Annotated in this window: 16 protein-coding genes; 11 read left to right on the top strand and 5 right to left on the bottom strand. The window is 68.2% G+C overall.

Going from position 1 to position 20,906, the window contains the following annotated elements:
* Positions 1–153: 153 nt before the first annotated feature.
* The 3 genes from VN779_RS13920 (at position 154) to VN779_RS13930 (ending at position 6,008) form a co-directional block, all read left to right on the top strand.
* A complete protein-coding gene (locus VN779_RS13920; protein ID WP_325723247.1) occupies positions 154–2,475 on the top strand; it encodes an alpha-1,4-glucan--maltose-1-phosphate maltosyltransferase in 2,322 nt (773 codons plus the stop codon).
* Between the two features lie 122 nt (positions 2,476–2,597).
* The gene (treS, locus tag VN779_RS13925) at positions 2,598–4,325 is read left to right on the top strand and encodes a maltose alpha-D-glucosyltransferase (RefSeq protein WP_325723249.1); all 1,728 of its coding nucleotides are present in this window, start codon (positions 2,598–2,600) and stop codon (positions 4,323–4,325) included.
* A gap of 168 nt (positions 4,326–4,493) precedes the next feature.
* Positions 4,494–6,008 (top strand): maltokinase N-terminal cap-like domain-containing protein, encoded by a 1,515-nt coding sequence (locus VN779_RS13930; RefSeq protein ID WP_325723251.1) that lies wholly within the window; start codon positions 4,494–4,496, stop codon positions 6,006–6,008.
* Positions 6,009–6,251: 243 nt separating this feature from the next.
* Here VN779_RS13930 and VN779_RS13935 read toward each other — a convergent pair whose 3' ends face one another.
* Positions 6,252–6,659 (bottom strand): hypothetical protein, encoded by a 408-nt coding sequence (locus VN779_RS13935; protein WP_325723253.1) that lies wholly within the window; start codon positions 6,657–6,659, stop codon positions 6,252–6,254.
* Positions 6,660–6,693: 34 nt separating this feature from the next.
* On the opposite strand from VN779_RS13935, the gene VN779_RS13940 reads away from it, so the two are divergent.
* From VN779_RS13940 to VN779_RS13960, 5 genes are all read left to right on the top strand, one after another.
* Positions 6,694–8,631, top strand: a complete 1,938-nt coding sequence (locus tag VN779_RS13940) for a hypothetical protein (protein ID WP_325723255.1) — start codon at positions 6,694–6,696, stop codon at positions 8,629–8,631.
* Between the two features lie 180 nt (positions 8,632–8,811).
* Positions 8,812–10,332 carry a GT4 family glycosyltransferase PelF gene (gene pelF, locus VN779_RS13945; RefSeq protein WP_325723257.1) on the top strand — a complete coding sequence of 507 codons (1,521 nt, stop codon included), beginning with the start codon at positions 8,812–8,814 and terminating at the stop codon, positions 10,330–10,332.
* On the top strand, positions 10,329–11,810 hold the full coding sequence (locus VN779_RS13950) for a hypothetical protein (RefSeq protein ID WP_325723258.1): 1,482 nt from the start codon (positions 10,329–10,331) through the stop codon (positions 11,808–11,810). Before pelF ends, VN779_RS13950 begins: the two co-directional genes overlap by 4 nt.
* 41 nt (positions 11,811–11,851) lie before the next feature.
* Complete coding sequence (locus tag VN779_RS13955) at positions 11,852–12,532, top strand: spherulation-specific family 4 protein (protein WP_325723259.1); 681 nt, start codon at positions 11,852–11,854, stop codon at positions 12,530–12,532.
* A gap of 161 nt (positions 12,533–12,693) precedes the next feature.
* Positions 12,694–13,461 (top strand): endo alpha-1,4 polygalactosaminidase, encoded by a 768-nt coding sequence (locus VN779_RS13960; RefSeq protein ID WP_325723260.1) that lies wholly within the window; start codon positions 12,694–12,696, stop codon positions 13,459–13,461.
* Between the two features lie 228 nt (positions 13,462–13,689).
* Here the strand turns inward: VN779_RS13960 and meaB are convergent, their stop codons facing one another.
* Together meaB and VN779_RS13970 are read right to left on the bottom strand one after the other, a co-directional pair.
* A complete protein-coding gene (gene meaB / locus VN779_RS13965) occupies positions 13,690–14,640 on the bottom strand; it encodes a methylmalonyl Co-A mutase-associated GTPase MeaB (RefSeq protein WP_325723262.1) in 951 nt (316 codons plus the stop codon).
* 68 nt (positions 14,641–14,708) lie between these two features.
* Positions 14,709–15,899 (bottom strand): acetyl-CoA C-acetyltransferase, encoded by a 1,191-nt coding sequence (locus VN779_RS13970; RefSeq protein ID WP_325723264.1) that lies wholly within the window; start codon positions 15,897–15,899, stop codon positions 14,709–14,711.
* Between the two features lie 134 nt (positions 15,900–16,033).
* Between VN779_RS13970 and mce the strand changes: the two genes are divergently transcribed.
* The 3 genes from mce to VN779_RS13985 all read left to right on the top strand — a co-directional run bounded on the left by mce (position 16,034) and on the right by VN779_RS13985 (position 19,464).
* Positions 16,034–16,477: a methylmalonyl-CoA epimerase gene (gene mce / locus VN779_RS13975; RefSeq protein WP_325723269.1), complete on the top strand. Its 444-nt coding sequence runs from the start codon at positions 16,034–16,036 to the stop codon at positions 16,475–16,477.
* 167 nt (positions 16,478–16,644) lie between these two features.
* The gene (locus VN779_RS13980; protein ID WP_325723271.1) at positions 16,645–18,798 is read left to right on the top strand and encodes a HelD family protein; all 2,154 of its coding nucleotides are present in this window, start codon (positions 16,645–16,647) and stop codon (positions 18,796–18,798) included.
* A gap of 180 nt (positions 18,799–18,978) precedes the next feature.
* Entirely contained in the window at positions 18,979–19,464 is a 486-nt protein-coding gene (locus VN779_RS13985; protein WP_325723273.1) for a hypothetical protein, read from the top strand.
* A 9-nt stretch (positions 19,465–19,473) separates the two neighbouring features.
* On the opposite strand, the gene VN779_RS13990 is transcribed toward VN779_RS13985, so the two are convergent.
* Positions 19,474–20,277, bottom strand: a complete 804-nt coding sequence (locus VN779_RS13990; RefSeq protein ID WP_325723275.1) for a TetR/AcrR family transcriptional regulator — start codon at positions 20,275–20,277, stop codon at positions 19,474–19,476.
* Positions 20,278–20,320: 43 nt separating this feature from the next.
* Positions 20,321–20,716 (bottom strand): hypothetical protein, encoded by a 396-nt coding sequence (locus VN779_RS13995; protein ID WP_325723277.1) that lies wholly within the window; start codon positions 20,714–20,716, stop codon positions 20,321–20,323.
* Positions 20,717–20,906 lie beyond the last annotated feature (190 nt).

Here is a 20,906-nt window from a genome sequence, read left to right on the forward strand (position 1 = left end):
GGTCTGGTAACACGCTGGCCGAACCGGTTGCCGAGCTGTAACCGGTCCTACACCGCGGCTTTGGGCCAAGACCGGCCGAGACTGAAGAGGGCCGAAAGCGTGCCGTCGCCCCTCGCGTCGCGTGCAACGCGAGAAATCGGATATGAATCCCGCATGAGCATCGGACGCATCCCCATCGTCGACGTCCAGCCGCGGATCCTCGACGGCGCCCGGCCCGCCAAAGCGGTGCCCGGCGAGCTGTTCACCGTAACCGCGACCGTCTTCCGAGAAGGGCACGACGCGGTCGCCGCGAACGTGGTGCTGACCGGCCCTGACGGCGAACGCGGCGCGTGGGCCCCGATGCGCGAGCTGGCTCCCGGCACCGATCGCTACGGCGCGCAAGTGGTCGCGGACCGGCGCGGGGAGTGGACGTTCCACGTGGAGGCGTGGTCCGATCCGCTGTCCACCTGGTATCACGCGGCCCGGGTGAAGATCCCGGCCGGTATCGACATCGAGCTGGTCTTCGAGGACGGCGCGCGGTTGCTTGAGCGTGCCGCGGCGGCTGACGCGGTGACAGGTCCCGCTGCTGCGCGCGCCGCGCGCCAGCGTGCCGAAAATCACAGCCGTGCCGAACATCACAGAAATGGCACAGATGGAGTAGACACCGTCACCCACACGCGCCGCACGACCCCCACGAGCCCCCCTGGTGCTTCCGATGCTTCTGTTGCCTCAAGTGAGGTAAGGGGTGCGAGTGGCTCTGGTGGTTCCAGCGCCTCGATCTCCGCGCGCGCGGCGGCCACCGAAGCGGTCATCGAACGCGTCGTCCAGGCGACGCTGGACGATCTTGCGGACCGGGCGCGCCGATCGGACGCCGCGGCTGTGGACGGCGACCGGTCCGCTTCCGCGCCGGCGCAGCCCGCCGACCCTGACGTGGAACTGCTTCTGACGACCGCTCAGCTGCTGCGCGACGTCGATGTTCCGGCCGAGGCCAGGCTGGCCGCGATGGAGCAGATCGAACTGCACCGCGCCCTCGCCGCGCGTCCCGTGCGCGACCTGCTGACCGAGAGCGAGCGCTACCCGCTGCGGGTTGATCGGGCCCGTGCCCTGTTCGGGTCCTGGTACGAGATGTTCCCGCGCTCAGAGGGCGCGCAGGTGGACTCGACCGGCGCCACCCCTCCCGTCTCCGGAACGCTGCGCACCGCCGCCGAACGGCTGCCCGGCATCGCGGCGATGGGCTTCGACGTGGTCTACCTTCCGCCGGTCCACCCGATCGGCACCGCCTACCGCAAAGGCCCGAACAACTCCACGACCGCCGGTCCGTGGGACGTCGGCTCGCCGTGGGCCATCGGCGCGACTGACGGCGGCCACGACGCGATCCACCCGGACCTGGGCACCTTCGCCGACTTCGATTACTTCGTGGACCGGGCCGGCAAGCTGGGCATCGAGGTGGCGCTGGACTTCGCGCTGCAGTGCTCGCCGGACCATCCCTGGGTGCTCAAGCACCCGGACTGGTTCGCCCACCGCGCCGACGGCAGCATCGCCTACGCCGAGAACCCGCCGAAGAAGTATCAGGACATCTACCCGCTGGACTTCGACGGTCCCGGGGTGCTGCCCGCGATCCTGGAGGAGTGCGAGCGGGTGCTGCGGCTGTGGATGGGCCACGGTGTGCGCATCTTCCGGGTCGACAACCCGCACACCAAGCCGGTGCTGTTCTGGGAGCGGCTGCTCGACCGGATCCACGCCACTGACCCAGACGTGCTCTTCCTCGCCGAGGCCTTCACCCGCCCGGCGATGATGCACACCCTCGCCAAGATCGGGTTCCACCAGTCGTACACGTACTTCACCTGGCGCAACACCAAGCAGGAGCTTCAGGAGTACCTGACCGAGCTGGCCGATTCCTCCTCGGCGTTCCTGCGTCCGAACCTGTTCGTCAACACCCCGGACATCCTGCACGAATACCTTCAGTACTCGGGACGTCCCGGCTTCAAGATCAGAGCGGTCCTCGCGTCGACGCTCAGCCCTACCTGGGGCGTGTACTCCGGCTACGAACTGTGCGAGAGCGCGCCGGTGCGACCGGGCAGCGAGGAATACCTGAACTCGGAAAAGTACCAGCTTAGGCCGCGTGACTGGGCCGCGGCGGAGGCTGAAGGCAGGTCGTTGGCACCCTTCCTGACGCGTCTCAACGGCCTACGTCGTGAACATGTTGCACTGCAAGGGTTACGTAATCTCAAATTTCACTCCACGGACAACGATGCTGTGCTGTGCTACTCCAAGCACACAGCTGCTGATCTGGTCCTGGTGGTCGTCAATCTCGATCCGCACAACACGGTCGAGGCCACCGTCTCCCTGGACTTGTCCGCGCTCGGCCTCGGCTGGGACGACCGCTTCACCGTTCGCGACGAGCTGACCGGTGCGGTGTACCACTGGGGCCGGCACAACTACGTCCGGCTCGACCCGCACACTCAACCGGCCCATGTGCTTACGCTGATCAGGTAGGGCCCTGATCGCGACGGCCCGGGGCCCCGGCCCGAGGCGCGGCGCCCAGGGCGGATCGGCGGTCGTGTGCAGTCCACCCTCATCCGTGCACCACAGGTGCTCCCGGCACAACTGGAGTGACCGTGATCGTCAACGAACCGGTATCAGACTCACCGCTGGACCTTCCGAAGAGCGAACGCGATCCGGATTGGTTCAAGCGCGCCGTCTTCTACGAGGTTCTGGTCCGCTCCTTCCACGACTCGAATCACGACGGCACCGGAGACCTCAAGGGTCTGACGAGCAAGCTGGATTACCTGCAGTGGCTCGGCGTCGACTGCATCTGGCTGCCGCCGTTCTTCAAGTCCCCGCTGCGTGATGGCGGCTACGACGTGTCCGACTACACCGACGTGCTGCCGGAGTTCGGCGACCTCGGTGACTTCGTGGACTTCGTGGAGCAGGCCCACGCCCGCGGCATCCGGATCATCATCGACTTCGTGGTCAACCACACCAGCGATCAGCACCCGTGGTTCCAGGCCTCGCGCAACGACCCGGACGGGCCCTACGGCGACTATTACGTGTGGGCCGATGACGATAAGCAGTTCGCCGACGCGCGCATCATCTTCATCGATACCGAGACCTCGAACTGGACCTTCGACCCGGTACGCAAGCAGTACTTCTGGCACCGCTTCTTCTCCCACCAGCCCGACCTGAACTACGAGAACCCGCAGGTACACGCCGAGATGCTGGCGGCGCTGCGGTTCTGGCTCGACCTGGGCATCGACGGCTTCCGGCTGGACGCGGTGCCGTACCTGTACCAGGAAGAGGGCACCAACTGCGAGAACCTGCCGCGCACGCACCAGTTCCTCAAGAAGGTGCGCAAGATGGTGGACACCGAGTACCCGGACACGGTGCTGCTCGCCGAGGCGAACCAGTGGCCCGCCGACGTGGTGGCTTACTTCGGTGACGCCGAGTCCGGCGGCGATGAGTGCCACATGGCTTTCCACTTCCCGGTGATGCCGCGCATCTTCATGGCGGTGCGCCGCGAGTCGCGCTATCCGATCTCGGAGATCATGGCGCAGACCCCGGCGATCCCGGCGAACTGCCAGTGGGGCATCTTCCTGCGCAACCACGACGAGCTCACGCTCGAGATGGTCACCGACGAAGACCGCGACTACATGTACAGCGAGTACGCCAAGGACCCGCGGATGAAGGCGAACGTGGGCATCCGCCGGCGGCTCGCTCCGCTGCTGGAAAACGACCGGCGGCAGATCGAGCTGTTCACCGCGCTGCTGCTCTCGCTTCCCGGCTCCCCGGTGCTGTACTACGGCGACGAGATCGGGATGGGCGACAACATCTGGCTCGGCGACCGCGACGGCGTGCGCACCCCGATGCAGTGGACGCCGGACCGCAACGCGGGCTTCTCGGCCTGTGACCCGGGCCGGCTGAACCTGCCGGTGATCATGGACGCCGTCTACGGCTACCAATCCGTCAACGTCGAGGCGCAGATGGCCAGCTCCTCCTCGCTGCTGCACTGGACCAAGCGGATGATCGAGATCCGGCGGCAGAACCCGGCCTTCGGCCTGGGCACCTTCCAGGAGCTCGGCTCGACCAACCCCTCGGTCCTCGCCTTCATCCGCGAACTGCCGGCTGCCGAGGCGCCGCGCGGGTCGGGAGCCGAGGACGATCTGGTGCTGTGTGTGATGAACCTCTCCCGCTTCCCGCAGCCGACCGAGCTGGACCTGCGCGCCTACCAGGCCATCGAGCCGGTGGAGCTGATCGGCGGGGTGCACTTCCCGAAGATCGGCGAGCTGCCGTACCTGCTCACACTGGGCGGCCATGGGTTCTACTGGTTCAAGTTGCAGCGGCCGTGACGGACGCGACTTCATGTGAACTGACGTGATGTGAGGAAAACGGTCCGGGTAGGACCGTCGGCGCACCCATTACGGCGCCGAAAGGAGGGTAAGAGGCGCGGTACCGGCGTGCCACGAACGGGGCGCTGCTCGGTGCAGCCACGGCGCAGCGTGAAGGGATGACCGACGATGACGTCGACGATCGACATGGCCCACCCCGCTCTGGACGGCCGCTCCACCGAGCGGCTGGCCGGGCTGCTGTCCGGCTGGCTGCCCGAGCAACGCTGGTTCGGCGGCAAGGGCCGGGACATCGAGTCGGTCGTCGTTTCCTCCTGCCTGGCCGCGCCGCAAATCGCTGACGACAACGGCGAGGACGTGCGGTTGTGGCACGTTCTGGCGGAGGTCACGTACCGCGATGGTGCGGCCAACGGCGAGGCGCCGCAGACCTATCAGGTCTTCGTGGGTGCGCGGCGCTCACTGCCTGATCGGCTGAGGCACGCGGCGATAGGCGATCCGAACAGTGCGGTACCCGAGCTCGGTGGGCATTGCTACGACGGGTTGCATGACGCATTCCTCGCCGCGTGGCTGCTGGAGCGGATCGCGGACCGGGACTCGGTGGGCCCGCTGCGCTTCGACCGGCTGGCCGGGCAGGTGCTGCGCACGGACCTGCGCGCGCTGGTGCTGACCGGCGAGCAGTCGAACACCTCGCTGGTGTACGGCGATCAGTACATCGCCAAGGTCTTCCGCCGGCCGGCTCCGGGCCGCAGCCCCGAGCTGGAGCTGGGCCTGGCCCTCGCGGTGGCCGAGTCTCCGCACATAGCGCCACCGATCGGCTGGGCCGAGTTCGACGCCGCCGCGCTCGACGGCGCCAGCCTCGGCGGAGAGGCCGTCGACGAACCGGTCACCCTGCTCACGCTCCAACCGTTCCTGCCGAGCGCGACGGACGGCTGGGCGCTCGCGCTGACCAGCGTGCGCGACCTTTTCGCCGCCGAGCCTGACGTGTCGGCGGCGCGCGCCGGCGCCGATTTCGGGCCCGAGGCGCACCGGCTCGGCATGGCGACCGCGCGCGTGCACCGAGCGCTGGCCGCGACGCTGCCGACCGGCTGGCTGGCGCCGGAGGACCTTGAGCACCTGGCCGGCGGGATGCGCCGGCAGCTGGAGATGACGGCGCGTCAGGTACCGCAACTGCGGCCGTATGCGCCGGGATTGGCTGAGGCCATAGACCGACTCGCCGCGCTCGGCGGTCCGCTGCCGGTGCAGCGGGTGCACGGCGACTACCACCTCGGCCAGGCGATGCGCACCGTCACCGGCTGGATCCTGCTGGACTTCGAGGGCGAACCGACCCGGTCGCTGGCCGAGCGGCGCGCTCCGGCGAGCCCGCTCAAGGACATCGCCGGCATGCTGCGCTCTTTTGACTACGCGGCGCACCATCTGCTGGGCACCATGTCGACGCTCGCCGACCAGCCTCCGGCGGCGACCGAGCTGATGACGGCGCGGGCAGGTGAGTGGGCGGCGCGCAACCGTGACGCGTTCTGCCGCGGGTACGCCGAGGTGCTCGGCTACGACCCGCGCGCGGAGTCCGCAGTGCTACGCGCGTTCGAGATCGACAAAGCGGTATACGAAGTCGGATACGAAGCGGCCAACCGGCCGTCCTGGCTGCCCATTCCGCTTAATGCCTGCGCACGGCTTTCCACGCGGCACTGATTTTCGAACACCTATTTTCAAAACCATCGTTCAGGACCGGCCCGCGGCGCATTCATTCGGCGAGCATTCCGGTGATACACGCGAGAGGCACTCACGTTCGCCGAAAGAACGTGCGTGCCTGCCGGTCCTGATTCCTGTCAAAGCAGTGATCTCTTCGACGATGCCGCTCAGCGTTACTGCATGCGCTGACTAGCGCGCACGCTGCAATTGCGAGTGCGCCCCGAGTGCGTCGAAATTGTTAGCCTAAAACCATACGTTCGGATGAATTCTTTCCAGTTCGATATGGCGCACCCCCTGCCCCTCCCCTACGGTAACCGTCGGGTGGAAGCCGTGGCCGAAATTAATCTCGGTGCCACGGTCCGACGAAAAGACTTCAACAACTACCGCAGGGGGGAACTCCTTGCTTCGCCATGCCCGCAAACCGCGCGGCAACCGCCGTGCCAGACCCGTCGCCGGGCTCGCCGCCGCGACGCTGTGCGCCGTCGCCGCCGTCCCGATCCAGGCCGCCGTCTCTCGGGCGGCCACCTCCACCGCGAACTCCGGCTCCGTCATCGAGTCGAACACAGCCGGTGCTAACCCAGCTGGTTCTAACAGCGTCAAGTCAGGCCCCATCAAATCCACCACCGCGAAGTCGAGCAGCCTGGCCGCCACGAGCTTCCCCTCCGGCGACCGGGTCGACCTTCGCGTGCTCGTCCTTACCGATGGATCTTCGCCGGTTGAAGCGATCCGGACCGAGCTGAGCACCGAGGGCGTGCCCTACACCGCGATCGACCTGACCAGCGCGACCCGCCAGCAGCTCACCGCCGCGTTCCTCGCCGGCACCGCCGGCGGAGTGCCAGAAGCGCACTTTGACGCGGTCGTGCTGCCCAACAACGCGCCTGCGCAGCTTTCCGCCGCCGAGATCTCGGCGCTCGACGCGTATGAGATCACATACTCCGTCCGGCAGGTCGACGCCTACCTGTATCCGAGCCCGGCCGTCGGCATGAACTACCCGACCTTCGCGGGCACGCTCGACGGGATGACCGCTACAGCTACCAGCGACGGGAAAACCAAGGCGTTCCCGTATCTGAGCGGCAGCGTGCCCTTCGAGAACATCGACCCGACCATCTCCGAGTCATACGGGTACCTCGGTACTCCCAACCCGGCGACCGGTACCACGTTCGATCCGCTGCTCACCATGACGATCCCCGGCACCACGACACAGGGCGTCCTGGCTGGCATCTACGCCACGAGCAACCGCAGCGAACTGATCAACACATTCGCGTACAACGCCAACCAGGCGCAGTTCCGCGCACTCGCGCACGGGTTCATCACCTGGGCGACACAAGGCGTGCACTTCGGCTACGACCGCAACTACTTCACCGTCGACGTCGATGACACCTTCCTGCCGGACTCCGAGTGGTCCCAGGTCGGACACTGCACGCCGGGCGACTCGATCTGCCCGGCCGGTATCCCGGACACCACGCCGAGCCGGATGACCGCGGCCGACGTGTCGTATCAGGCCAGCTGGCAGAACGCGAACAACTACAAGCTGACCATGCTGTACAACGGCGGCGGCTCGGACGACGAGGTAACCGCGACCGGCTCAGATCCGCTGCTGACCGCCTGGCAGGCCAACAAGTCAGCCGCGCTGGAGTGGGTCAACCACACCTATTCGCACGAGTTCCTCGGCTGTGAGCAGAACGAGACCACCATCCCGTGGTCCTGCCAGACCGACGCGAGCGGCAACCCGATCTGGGTGCCGCAGTCCGACATCACCTCGCAGGTCTCGCAGAACGTGGCCTGGGCGAAGGCCAAGGGCTTCACGACCGACGCCACGGAACTGGTCACCGGCGAGCACTCGGGCCTGGCGACGCTGCCGCAGCAGCCGGTCGACAACCCGAACCTCGGCCCGGGCCTGGCCGCCCAGCACGTCGCGTGGACCGGCTCCGACGCCTCCCGCGAGCCGAACCAGCGGCTCGTCACCGGCGGCTCGACGCTGACCGTGCCCCGGCATCCGATGAACGTGTACTACAACGCCGCGACGGTCTCGGACGAGATCAACGAGTACAACTGGGTCTACACCTCGGCGGCCAACGGCGGATCAGGGATCTGCGAGAACAACCCGACCTCGACCTGCATCAGCCCGCTGGACCCGGTCACCGGCTACACGGACTACATCGTGCCGACCGAGGCCCGGATCGCACTGAGCCACATCACCGCCAACGACCCGCGGCCGACCTACGTGCACCAGTCGAACCTGGCCGAGGATCGGACCCTTTACCCGGCGCTGAACGCGATCCTGAGCCAGTACCGGGCCGAGTTCGCCTCGACCGCACCGATCGTCGAGCAGACGCTCGCCGCGGAGGGCCAGACCCTTCAGCAGCAGTCGGCGTGGGCGGCAGCGGTCGCGGCGGGCAGCGTCTCGGGCTACCTGCAGAGCGGCAAGGTGTTCATCTCGGCGCCGAGCGGGCTGTACGTGCCCTTCCCCGGGCCGACCGGCACGCAGAACCCCGGCCTGCTGGGCGGTTCGCTGGGCGCGACCGCCTTCGGGTCCGCATACGCCGGTGAGCTCTCCGCCTACAAGAAGTCCCCGGCCGGCGGCTTCACCCTGCTGCTCCCCGGCTATTCCGGGCTGCTGTAGTCCAGCGGTCACAACCAACTGATCAAGCAAATCAAGCCGAGTGCTCGGAGCGACCTCCGAGCACTCGGCGCGCCCGGATAAGCGCACCCGCACAGCTACATGCACTCACAGGAACGCGACCGCAGACACGTTGCACGGTTGCGTTACTCACCGCGCCGTACTTGAGGGGGAACGGAACCCGTGGAGATCCTGCTCGTGACTGAGGGCACGTATCCACATGTACGCGGCGGCGTCTCGGTCTGGTGCGATCAGATGATCAAAGGGCTGAAGACGCATCGCTTTCACGTCGTCGCCCTTACCGCCACCGGCCACGAGCCCGCCGTCTACGAACTGCCGGAGAACGTCGATTCGCTGCGGCTGCTTCCGCTGTGGACGACCCAACGCCCGAACCAGCGCGGCCGGTTCGCCAAGCGCCCGGACCCGGCCGCGGCGATCAGCCTGCTCGAAGCGGCGCTGAGCCGGGAACCCGGGGCCGCGGAGGATTTCGAATCAGCCCTGTTCGAGCTGTTCTTCCAGGCACATCAGCCGATCAGCCTCAGCGAGGTGCTGCGCACGGACGCGGTCGCCAGCGCTCTCGCGGATTTCTGGCAGCGCTCGCACGGTGGTCTCGGTCCCGCGCTCAAACTGGCCGACGCGATGACCGCTCTGGACCTTATCGAGCACGCGTTGCGCCCGCTGTCCTATCGGCCGCCGGAAACCCACGTCACGCACACGGTGTCGAACGGTCTGGCCGCGCTCGTCGGCTTGGTCGCGAAGTGGACGCACGGGACGCCACTGATCGTCGCCGAGCACGGCGTATACCTGCGCGAGCGGTACCTTGCCCTACACGGTGAACGCCTCGGCTGGCCGGTTAAGGCAATCGTCGCTGCGTTTACCAGGCGCCTGTGCGAGACCGGCTACCGCAACGCAGATCTCATCACGCCCTGCAACCAGTACAACCAACGCTGGGAGAAACGGCTCGGCGCGGATCCGGCGAAGCTGCGCACCGTGTACAACGGCGTCGATCCGGACCGATTTCCGCCCGCTCAGGGGGAGCCGGATGAGCCGACGCTGGTCTTCGTCGGCCGGATCGATCCGCTCAAGGACCTGCACACGCTGCTGCGCGGCTTCGCGCTGGTGCTGGCCGAACTGCCGGCCGCGCGGCTGCGCATCTTCGGCGGCGCGCCGGCCGGCGGCGAGTGGTATCACGAGGAATGCCTCGCGCTGGTGCAGGAGCTCGGCATCGGCGAGGCCGTTGTCTTCGAAGGGCAGTGCAACGTGGTGAGCGACGCGTACGCGGCCGGGCACGTGGTCGTCCTGTCCTCGATCTCTGAGGGCCTTCCGTTCACCGTGATCGAGGCGATGGCCTGTGGCAGGCCGAATGTCGGGACCGAGGTCGGCGGCGTGGCCGAGGCGATCGGCGATACCGGTCTCGTGGTCCCGCCGCGTCGACCGGCGGAGCTGGCCCAGGCCTGTCTGGCGCTGCTCACCGATCATGAGCGGCGGCGCGAACTGGGCAAGGCGGCTCGCGAGCGGGCGCTGGAACTGTTCACCATCGGCCGCGCGGTGGACATCTTCGACGAGATCTACGACAGCCTTGGCGCCCCGCGCGTACCCGAGCCAGCACTGGAACCCGTTACCGCATCCGACGCCACGTCAGACAGCACGGAATCGTCCTGGGCCGCTCAAGAGTCGTCCGTGCCTAGCGGGCTCGCCGCATGAGTGCACCGTCTCTGCTCGGCGGGGCGGACGGCGTACCGAACCATGCGTTTGCCACTGCCTACAGCCAACCGCGTAGGCCTCTCTTAACAGACTGCACCAATCCGGACGCCGACTCGGCCGAACCTTCCGCCGACAGTCTCGACACTCCCCGTGCCCTCGATGCGGTCGATCGCCTCGCGCTGAGCCTCGCGGACCTGTGCCGCAGCGCGGTGGATTCGCTGGCGATCGCCGCCGGGCTCGAAGCAGAGGGTTACAACGACCGGATCGCAGCTGAGAGGTTCGGCCTGCCGGACCTGTTCGCGCTCGCCGAGGAGTTGCATCGCCGGGTTCCTCGCGACCCGCACTCGCCGGATGCGTCCGACGATCAGCCGACCGTGACCGGCACGGCCCGCGCGATCTTGCGCGGTCTGCTGTTCACCGCGCCATCGCTGTGCGCCATGGCGTTCATGGTGAGCGATATGACTGGCCCTGCTCGCGCAGTCCTCGCCGTCGTGCAGGTGCTCGCCTGGGGCTACGGCCAGGGCGTCGCACACCTCGCCTACAGCCGGCTGAACAACGCGGACCGCGCCGGTGCCGCGCGTATTCTTCGCAACGGAACGCTATACGCACTGCTCGTTTCCACTTGGCTGCTCGGCGCGACGCAACTGGTTCTCGGTACCGCACTCACCGCGCTGCTACCAGCCGCGACCAGCCTTTGGTTCTGCCTCGCGGCCGTCCCAGCCCTCGTACTCGGCGCGGAGTTCGCGATGGCGGGCACGCTCATCCCGGCGATTTCCGGCGCGATCGCGGTGTGGCTCGGCGCCCCGCCCTACGCGGCACTCGCGGGCGCTCAGCTCTCGGCCGCCGCAACGGTGCTGTTCATGCTGCGGCTGACCCGCCACGGGACCGGCACCAGCCCGCGGTTGACGCAGCGTGAGCTGCGCGACTCGTCGCCGCACGTGCTCTCCGGTCTAGGCACCGGCGCGCTCATCACGGTGGTCCTCGCCGGCCCGGTCGCGGCCGGTCAGGGGCTGGTCGCGCTGCACGCCGCGATCGTACTGACCCTGGGGATGGGCGCCGGCGAGTGGCACGCGCGCTGGTACCAGCGGCAAGTGGGCGAGTTGCTGTCCACGTTGGCCGACCCCGCAGGCTTTCCTCCGCCCGCGACGCTGCTCTTACTCGGGGCGCTCATCCGGCAGGCCGCGACCACCGCCGCGTTAGCCCTTACCGTCTACTACTTCTTCGATCGCGGCGACACCCGCGCCGCAGGGCTCTACTTCTTCGCGGTCGCCCTCGCTCCGGGCCTGCTCGCGGCGCTGTTCATGCGCGGCATCGAGGCGCGCGCCGTGCTGTGGCCCACCGCGATCGCGCTGGCCTCGACGCTCGTCGCCCTGCCGAGCCGCAACGCGGCGGTCCTGGCCGCTCTCGCCTTGGAGGCTTCGGTGCTGCTCGCGATTCGGGCCGCGGCCGTCACCGCGCGCCCGTGGGTGCACCTATGACCCGTCACCCCATCGCTCGAGACCGGTCGCCCGCAGCTCCCATGCAACCGGTCCGATCGTTCCGACCGCTGCCGCGCTTCGCGGTCCCCGCTTACTTCAACCCCTTGTGGGATCCGGTCGGTTGGCAGGTCCTTGCCGCGCTCGGGCCTGCGCTGTCCTTCGCGATTCTCAATCCGGGCTCTGGCCCCGGGCAGGCAGTCGATCGCGGGTATATCGAACCGATCGCCGCGGTTCAGGCATCGGGTGGACGCGTTATCGGCTACGTAGATACTGGCTACGGAAAGCGCCCAAGCGTGTCCGTCCTGCGCGACGTGATGCGTTATCAGTCCTGGTACGGGCTACGCGGCGCGTTCCTCGATCAGGTCTCCAGCGGGCACGATCACCTCGCTCACTACGGCCGAATCGCCGAAGCCGTGCGCCGCGCCGGAATGGACTTCGTCGTCCTGAACCCGGGCGTGACCCCCGATCCCGGATACGCCGAACTCGCGGATGTGGTGGTCACCTTCGAGGGCTCCTGGGCCGCGTATCGTGATCATGCAGCGACTGACTGGACGGCAGACCATCCGGCCGAGCGCTTCTGTCACCTTGTGCACAGCACGCCGACCGAGGAGGTATCTGCGGCGCAAAACACGGCGCGCGCACGCCACGTCGGAGCCTTCTACGTCACGGAACTAGGCGGAGCGAATCCATGGGGAAGCCTCAGCAGGCAGCTCGAGCAATAGGCTGCCGCGCAACGCGCCTCCGCTACGCATTCGCCGCGTCCTTAGCGGTTGCCCTTGCTGCGCTAAGCGCCTGCTCAACGCCCGTGTCTCCATCGCCTTCGGCCGCACAGAGTTCGCTGTCCTCGTCGCCGACTACCCCGCCCGATTCCTCGTCCGCTTCCGTGCCGTCACCTCCCCCCGGCTCCTCCTCCGCCACGCCTGGAACCGTCTGGCAGCCCAAGCCCGGCCTCACCTGGCAGTGGCAGCTTTCCGGCACGGTCGACACGTCTGTCAACGCCCAGGTCTACGACATCGACGGAGGCGAGAACAGCGCCACGGTCGTCGCCACGCTGCACGCCGCCGGTCGCAAGGTGATCTGCTACGTCAATGCGGGAGCGTACGAGTCTTTCCGCGCCGACGCGAAGCGCTACCCCGCCGCGATCATCGGACAATCGAACGGCTGGCCCGGCGAACGCTGGCTGGACGTGCGGCAACTCAACGTCCTGCGCCCCATCCTCGCCGACCGGTTCAAGGCCTGCGCGCAGAAGGGCTTCGACGGTGTCGAGGCCGACAACGTGGACGGCTACCACAACGACACCGGCTTCCCGCTGACCGCCGCGGACCAGCTGGCCTTCAACCACATGCTCGCCGACCTCGCCCACGCCGCCGGGCTGGCCATCGGCCTAAAGAACGACCTCGACCAGATCCCGCAACTCGTCGCGGACTTCGACTTCGCGGTCAACGAGCAGTGCGCCGAATACTCGGAGTGCGACCTGCTCAAGCCGTTCATTGCTGCCGGTAAGGCCGTCTTTCACGTCGAATACAACCTGCCGCTGACCGAGTTCTGCCGTGAGACGACCGCGCTCGGCCTGTCCTCGATGCGCAAAAACCTGAGCCTCGACGCGCCGCGCTGGCCCTGCCAGACGGCCTCCGCACCGTCCAGCAGGTGACTTGCGCATGCGGTGCTCGCCGCGGCCCAGCAGCACGTTGATCCGGGCGTCACAGGTCGCGGTCCCGCTCGCGGACACTGGATCGAGCAGAGCGACGATTAAGAGTCCGGATCGCAGCATGCTGTCAATTCATCCGGCGGCCTAGTCTTTTGGCGCAGGGCGCGAGGGCGCATTGAAGCGCGTGCAGCTGGTCACGCCGCCTGGCCCACCGCACTCCCGGCGATGTCCTTAGTCCACGCTCTCCAACAGTTCGTCGGCCGCCGCGAACGGATCGAGCGCGCCCTCTACCACGCGGTCCGCCAGCGCCGCGATGCGCGAGTCGCCGTGCAGCGAACCGAATTGGGAACGCAGCACCGCGAACGCGATCGCCTCGATCTCCGCGGCCGCGCGGGCTCGGCGGCGCACCGCGAGCTTTCCGGTCTCGGCCAGCCAAGCGCGGTGCTTCTCCAGCGCCTCGACCACCTCGCTGATGCCCTCGCCGCGCGCCGCGACGGTCTTGACGATCGGCGGGCGCCAGTCCCCGGCCTCGCGCCGCTCGCCGAGCGCGAGCATGTGGTTCAGCTCCCGCGCGGTCGCGTCGGCGCCGTCCCGGTCGGCCTTGTTCACCACGAACACGTCGCCGATCTCCAGGATCCCGGCCTTGGCCGCCTGGATCCCGTCGCCCATGCCCGGGGCGAGCAACACCACCGAGGTGTCCGCCGCCGAGGCGACTTCGACCTCTGACTGCCCGACGCCCACGGTCTCGACCAGGATCACCTCGCAGCCCGCCGCGTCGAGAACTCTCAGCGCCTGCGGGGTGGCCGCGGACAGGCCGCCGAGATGGCCCCGCGAGGCCATCGACCGGATGTAGACCTCCGGGTCGGTCGCGTGCTCCTGCATCCGCACGCGGTCGCCGAGCAGCGCGCCGCCGGAGAAGGGCGAGGAGGGGTCGACCGCGAGAACCCCGATCCGTTTGCCGCGTGCCCGGTACTCCGTGACCATCGCGCTCGTCGAGGTCGACTTGCCCACGCCCGGAGCGCCGGTCAGCCCGATGATGTACGCGTTGCCGGAGTGCGGGGCCAGGGTCGCCATCAGTTCCCGCAGCGCGGGCGAACCGTCCTCGACCATGGAGATCAGGCGAGCGACCGCGCGCGGGTCGCCTTTACGCGCGCGGTCCACCAAAGCAGGGACGTCAGTCACAACTCAAGACCCTATCCACGTCACCCTGCGTCGTCCTTGAGCCCTGCCTCTGCACCGTCTGCCTGGGCTCAGGCACGCTTCGGCACGGTAACGATCAGCGCGTCACCCTGGCCACCGCCACCGCACAGCGAGGCCGCGCCCGTGCCGCCCCCGCGCCGCTGGAGTTCGAGCGCGAGATGCAGCACCAGACGGGCGCCCGACATGCCGATCGGGTGGCCGAGCGCGATGGCGCCGCCGTTGACGTTGACCTTCTCCTCGCCGACCCCGAGGTCGCGCATCGACTGGAGGCCGACCGCGGCGAACGCCTCGTTGATCTCGATGAGGTCGAGATCGTCGACTGTCAGCCCGGCCTTCGCCAGTGCCGCGTTGATCGCGTTGGACGGCTGCGAGTGCAGCGAGTTGTCCGGGCCGGCCACGATGCCGTGCGCACCGATCTCCGCCAGCCAGGTCAGGCCCAGTTCCTCGGCCTTCGCCTTCGACATCACCACGACCGCGGCCGCGCCATCGGAGATCGGGGAGGCGTTGCCCGCGGTGATCGTGCCGTCCTTGGTGAACGCCGGGCGCAGCCTGCCAAGGCTTTCCGCGGTGGTGTCCCCGCGCACGCCCTCGTCTTCCTTGACGACGATCGGGTCGCCCTTGCGCTGCGGGATCTCCACCGGGACGATCTCGGCCTCGAAGATGCCGTTCTTCTGCGCGGCGGCCGCGCGCTGCTGGGACCGCGCGGCGAAATCGTCCTGCTCGGCCCGGCTAATGCCGAGCTTGCCGACATGCCGCTCGGTGGATTCGCCCATCGGGATGTGGTCGAAGGAGTCGGTCAGGCCGTCGTAGGCCATCGCGTCCAGGACCTCGATCGAGCCGTACTTGTAGCCGGTGCGCGCGTTGGGCAGCAGGTGCGGCGCGTTCGTCATCGACTCCTGGCCGCCGGCGACCACGATCTCCACCTCGCCGGCCCGGATCAGCTGGTCGGCCAGGGCGATCGCGTCAAGCCCGGAGAGGCAGACCTTGTTGATGGACAGCGCGGGCACGTTGAGCGGGATGCCGGCCTTCACGGCGGCCTGGCGCGCCGGGATCTGCCCGGTTCCGGCCTGGAGCACCTGACCCATGATCACATAGTCGACTTGGTCGGCGGCGACCCCGGCCCGCGCCAAGGCGGCCTTGATCGCGAATCCACCGAGGTCGGCCCCGCTGAACGGGGTCAGCGCGCCGAGCAGTTTGCCCATCGGTGTGCGCGCTCCGGCGACAATGACAGAGCTGGCCATGATTCGGTACGCCTCCTGAGATGGCGGTCGAGTGTCGTCTTCGACACTATCCACAATTTAGCTACCCCCCAGTAGGGTCTAACAGTGTCGGCTTGACCACAGTGCCCGGAACCGGAATTTCGGTGGAGGAATCCATGATCACTCGCATCGACCACATCGGCATCGCCTGCCGGGATCTCGACGCGAGCATCGAGTTCTACCGGAAGACATATGGCTTCGAGGTGGCGCACAGCGAGGTCAACGAGGAGCAGGGCGTGCGCGAGGCGATGCTCCGGATCAACGGCACCGACGACGGCGCGGCCTCCTACCTTCAACTGCTCGAGCCGGTCCGCGACGACTCGGCGATCGCGAAATACCTCGAAAAGCACGGCGAGGGGATCCATCACATCGCGTTCGGCACGCCCGACGTGGTGGCCACCACCGAAGCAGCGACGAGTACCGGCGTCCGCGCGCTATACGGAACCCCGCGCTGCGGTACGTCGAACTCCTCGATCAACTTCCTGCACCCGAAGGACTGCCACGGCGTGCTGACCGAGCTCGTTCAGGCGGCATCGCCGTCAGAGACAGACCGGCACTGAGACAGACCAGCGCTAAGGCAGAGCAACGCTGACGTATACGGATCCCAATCGAGCCAACCCGCCCGGCTCGGTCCTCCGCCCTGTCGCCCACCCCCGATAGACTGTCCGGTCCTGCCTGAACCAGGTACAGGCGTGGTGGACCGCGTCCAAGTGTCCTATCGGAGGTCGTGCCTCTTTTGCCTCAGCCCGCGACGAGCACCGGCGCGCCTGATCGGGCGCAGCGCGCCGAGATGCAAGCCGAGCAGCGCCATGTGGACCGGGTGCACGAGCGCCTTGAGGTGATGCGCGAGCATGCCCGCGCCTACGAGGCAGAGGGTCACCGGCGCGCGCTGTTCGGCAACGAGGGCGGCCTGGTCGAGCGGGACGCGATCGTGTATCAGGCCACGGTGTGGCTCAGGCGGCTCGACGCGCAGGAGGAGGGCCTGGTCTTCGGCCGGCTCGACTTCGACGACGGCGAAGCGCGGCACATCGGCCGTATCGGCGTGCGCGACGAGGACTATGAACCGCTGGTGGTCGACTGGCGCGCGCCGGCCGCCGCCGCGTTCTACCGCGCGACGCCGACTGACCGCATGGACGTGGTGCGCCGACGCACTATTCGCTGCGTTGGCGCTCAGGTCACCCGCCTCGACGACGACCTGCTTGACCCGGATCGCGCCGAGCAGCTGAGTCTGACGGTGGTCGGCGATGGCGCGCTCATGGCGGCGCTCACCCGCAAGCGCGGCGCGGCGATGCAGGACATCGTGGCGACCATTCAGAAGGAGCAGGACCTCGCCGTCCGCTCGCCCGCCGACGGTGCGACGATCATCACCGGCGGCCCCGGGACCGGTAAGACCGCGGTCGCGCTGCACCGGGCCGCGTACTTGTTGTTCAACGAGCGCAAGCGGTTCGAATCCGGCGGCGTGCTCATCGTCGGGCCCTCGGCAGTGTTCGTGTCCTACATCGAGCAGGTCCTCCCCTCCCTGGGCGAGCACACCGCGGCGCTGCGATCCCTCGGCCAGTTGGTCGACGGCGTGAAGGCGACCCGGCACGACCCAGCCGACCTCGCCGAACTCAAGGGCTCCGGCAGACTGCTGCCGGTCCTCGGCCGGGCGGCTCGCGCCACGCCGCCGGGCACCCCGCGCCAGTTCCGCGCCACCTACCACGGGCACGTCATCCGGCTCGACGGGCGCCGCCTCGACGATCTGCGCCGCGCGGTCCTTCAGCGCAACCCTCACCCCAACGCGGCCCGCGCGAACGCGGAGACAGCGCTGGTTGAGGCAGCCTGGGAACAACTGCCAAGCGAGCTGCGCGAACGCCGGCGGACCGAGCGCACGATCTTCGATCGCGACCTGCGCGACCGCACCGACTTCGAGCTGTTCGTCGAGGAGTGGTGGCCCTACCGCACACCTCGCGAGGTGCTGCGCTCCTGCGCAGATTCGCAAGCCCTCGCGCACTACGGACGTCGTCACCTGACGCCTGCTCAGATCGACGCGCTCGCGCGTTCGTGGTCCGCGACCATCGGACCCGACGCGGCCGCCGACCCCGACTTCTCCATCGAGGATGTCCCGCTTCTCGACGAACTCACCCAGCTCCTCGGCACCCCGCCGCAGGAGACCGAGGAAGAGGACGTATACGGGGGCCTCTTCGCGGACAGCGGCGTCGCAGAGGTCTCCTCCTGGGCCGACCGCGCCACGGACACAGCGCGCCGCGAGCGGGTTCGCGAGAGCTACGCGCACGTCATCGTTGACGAGGCGCAGGACCTCTCCCCGATGCAGTGGCGAGTCCTCGGGCGTCTCGGCCGCCGCGCCACCTGGACGATCGTCGGCGATCCGGTGCAATCCGCGTGGCCCGACCCGCAGGAGTCGCAGCAGGCGATGCAGGCGGCGCTGGGCGACCGTCCCCGCCACGTCCACGAACTGCGCACCAATTACCGCAACTCGGCCGAGATCTTCGCCTATGCGAGCCAGTACGCGAAGAAGGCGGCGCCCGACGCGACGCTTCCCGACGCGGTGCGCTCCACCGGCTTCCCGCCCGAGCACCGTGACGATCTGGAAGCAACCGTCACGGAAGCTCTCGCGACGGTGGAGGGCACGGTCGGCGTCATCACGAGCCTCACTGCGGCCCGGGCGACGGCGGCGGCGCTGGCTCGGCAGGTCGAGCAGGCAGCGGGCCGGCTAGTCGTCGTCAACGCCCTCGACGCCAAGGGCTTGGAGTACGACGCGGCGATCATCGTCAGCCCGACCGCGATCGAGCAGGAATCCCCCGCCGGCACCCGGACTCTCTACGTTGCCCTTACCCGAGCGACCCAGCGCCTTTACATCTGCGAGCCGCGCACGACCTGAGCATATATTTCTGCCTCCGGCCAGGGAACTGACTTCTGCGCCGACACGTTAGAGGGCTGACGGGATTACGGGCGGAGGGGCAGAGGGGTGCAGGGGCGGATGCGTTATTGGCAGCCGGGCGATGGTCCAAAACCTCAGCGTACGAACTACGCAGCGAAGGCCGAGGAGTTCCCCGGGCCAGTGGCTATCGCGTGCGCGCCGCCGGAGGGCACGATCGCCCTGCTCGGGTTTGAAGATTCGGACGACCATCCGTGGGCCATAGACGTGACCTACGCGACGACGGGTCATACGCAGCTGCGCGTGCGCACCGTGCGCGGCACTATCGACTGGCCACAGCGGATCCGTTCCGTGGAAACGCTCGCCAGCAACATGATCGAGCCAGTCGGGATGGCCGGTCCCGGCGCTGCGCGTGGACCGCGCATACCAACTGCTCCCGAGACGCCGACGAGCATCGTGATCGACGGCACGCCGGTACCCGCCACCCGCATGGATCTTCCGAACCGCTCGGGCATCCGCGTCGAGTGGCAGGGCCAGCACGTTTTCTGCCTCGGCGAGGCGTCGCTGCTCGACTCCTTGGAACTACGCACCGGGACGAGCGCGGACTTCACCCGGTTCATGGCCGAGTTCGAGGAGTTCATTGCCCGGCGCCGACCCGGGGGACAGTGACCTGCGCCGCTAGCCTTCGCCGCCCTCCTGCGGTACGAGCACGAACTCTGACAGCAGCGCCTTGGCCTCGCGGACAAGCGGACGCAGGACCTTGAATCGGCTAAGCGCCACCAGCCGGGCGACGACGGCCGTCGCTCGCGCCACGAGGCGCGCGGTGCGCTCAGCATTGGGTGACCGGTCGTAGACCCAATAGAGCACGATGCCCATGTGGTAGAGCCACAGCAGTTCCGGCAGCATCACCGCGAGTTCCTTGTCGAGCTTCGCACTCGCGTCCGAGCCCGCGAGCACGGTCTGGTAGAGCTCGATCATCGCGTCCCGGGCCGGCTCCGACTCAGCCGAGAACGGGCTGAGCGGGCTCTGCGGGTCGGCCGCGTTCTTGAACAGCTGGGCGGCGAACTCGTGGTAGGGGCCTGCGATATCCATCCAGACCTGGAGCGTCGTGACGAGGCGGTCGCCCAGCTCGGTGCGGCCGGACAAAGCCTGCGGAAGCTGAGTGCGGTGTTCCTCCGCGATCTGGTCGTAGAACCCCTGGACCAGGTGTTCCTTGGAGGCGAAGTAGTAGTACGCGTTCCCGACCGAGACTCCGGCCGCCTCGGCGATCGCGCGCATCGTGGTGCGGTCGTAGCCGCGCTCGCGGAAGAGGCGCAGCGCCGTGTCCAGAATCGACGCGCGGGTCTGCTCGCTCTTGGTGTGCGCGGCTGGCTTGGTTTCCGCTCCTGGCGGTGAGATGCGGGTGCGGACCGAGCCCCCCGCGGCTCGGTCCGCACCTCCCCCCACCCGCTCCCCCGCGCCTGCTTCCGGTTGCTCGCTCATGGGGAGAGTCTGCCGTGACTGCCTGATCACCTGCTCGGCCCGGTCACCTGCTCGGCGCGGAGGCTTCCGGCAGGCCGAGCTGGCTTGCCAGATCGGTCAGCGCACGGCGGCGGTAGCGGTTGAGCACGAGGATGTCCAGCAGATGCATCGCGCCGAGGATCAGCAGCACCGTGCCGACCTTCACGGACAGCGCCTCGAACAGTCCGCGGGTGTCGGCGACGGCCGGGCCGTAACGCAGCCACAGCGCGTCGAAGCCCAGGTTGACCAGGCAGAAGCCGACCACGAACAGGTGGTTGACCGCTTCGGCCAGCTTCTGGTCCCCGTGGAAGATCTCGGAGAGGAAGACCAGGCCGGCCCGGCTGAAGGTGCGGCCGACCCAGACGGTCAAGGCGATGGTGATGGCGAGATAGACGATGTAGGTCGCGACGGTGAGGTCCATGCGGATCCCCTCCAGTTCAAGCGTTCAGGCTCCGGCGTTCGCCGCTGTTTTGAACACGTTCAGTTTCCGCGTTGAGCGTAGCGCGGATTTCGAACACGTTCAAATCTGTTCCGGGTGTGCGTCGCTGTGATTCGCGCCACCCCGACTGTGTGGGGCGCCCATCTAGCCAAGCCGGATCCATGGCGGCATA

This window comes from Actinocrinis sp. (genome assembly GCF_035605935.1).
GTDB lineage: Bacteria > Actinomycetota > Actinomycetes > Streptomycetales > Catenulisporaceae > Actinocrinis.

Coding starts and splice junctions, on each gene's coding strand:
- VN779_RS13930 (WP_325723251.1), top strand. CDS start 4,494: ATGACGTCGACGATCGACATGGCCCACCCCGCTCTGGACGGCCGCTCC.
- VN779_RS13950 (WP_325723258.1), top strand. CDS start 10,329: ATGAGTGCACCGTCTCTGCTCGGCGGGGCGGACGGCGTACCGAACCAT.
- VN779_RS13995 (WP_325723277.1), bottom strand. CDS start 20,716: ATGGACCTCACCGTCGCGACCTACATCGTCTATCTCGCCATCACCATC.
- mce (WP_325723269.1), top strand. CDS start 16,034: ATGATCACTCGCATCGACCACATCGGCATCGCCTGCCGGGATCTCGAC.
- VN779_RS13920 (WP_325723247.1), top strand. CDS start 154: ATGAGCATCGGACGCATCCCCATCGTCGACGTCCAGCCGCGGATCCTC.
- VN779_RS13990 (WP_325723275.1), bottom strand. CDS start 20,277: ATGAGCGAGCAACCGGAAGCAGGCGCGGGGGAGCGGGTGGGGGGAGGT.
- VN779_RS13955 (WP_325723259.1), top strand. CDS start 11,852: ATGCAACCGGTCCGATCGTTCCGACCGCTGCCGCGCTTCGCGGTCCCC.
- VN779_RS13970 (WP_325723264.1), bottom strand. CDS start 15,899: ATGGCCAGCTCTGTCATTGTCGCCGGAGCGCGCACACCGATGGGCAAA.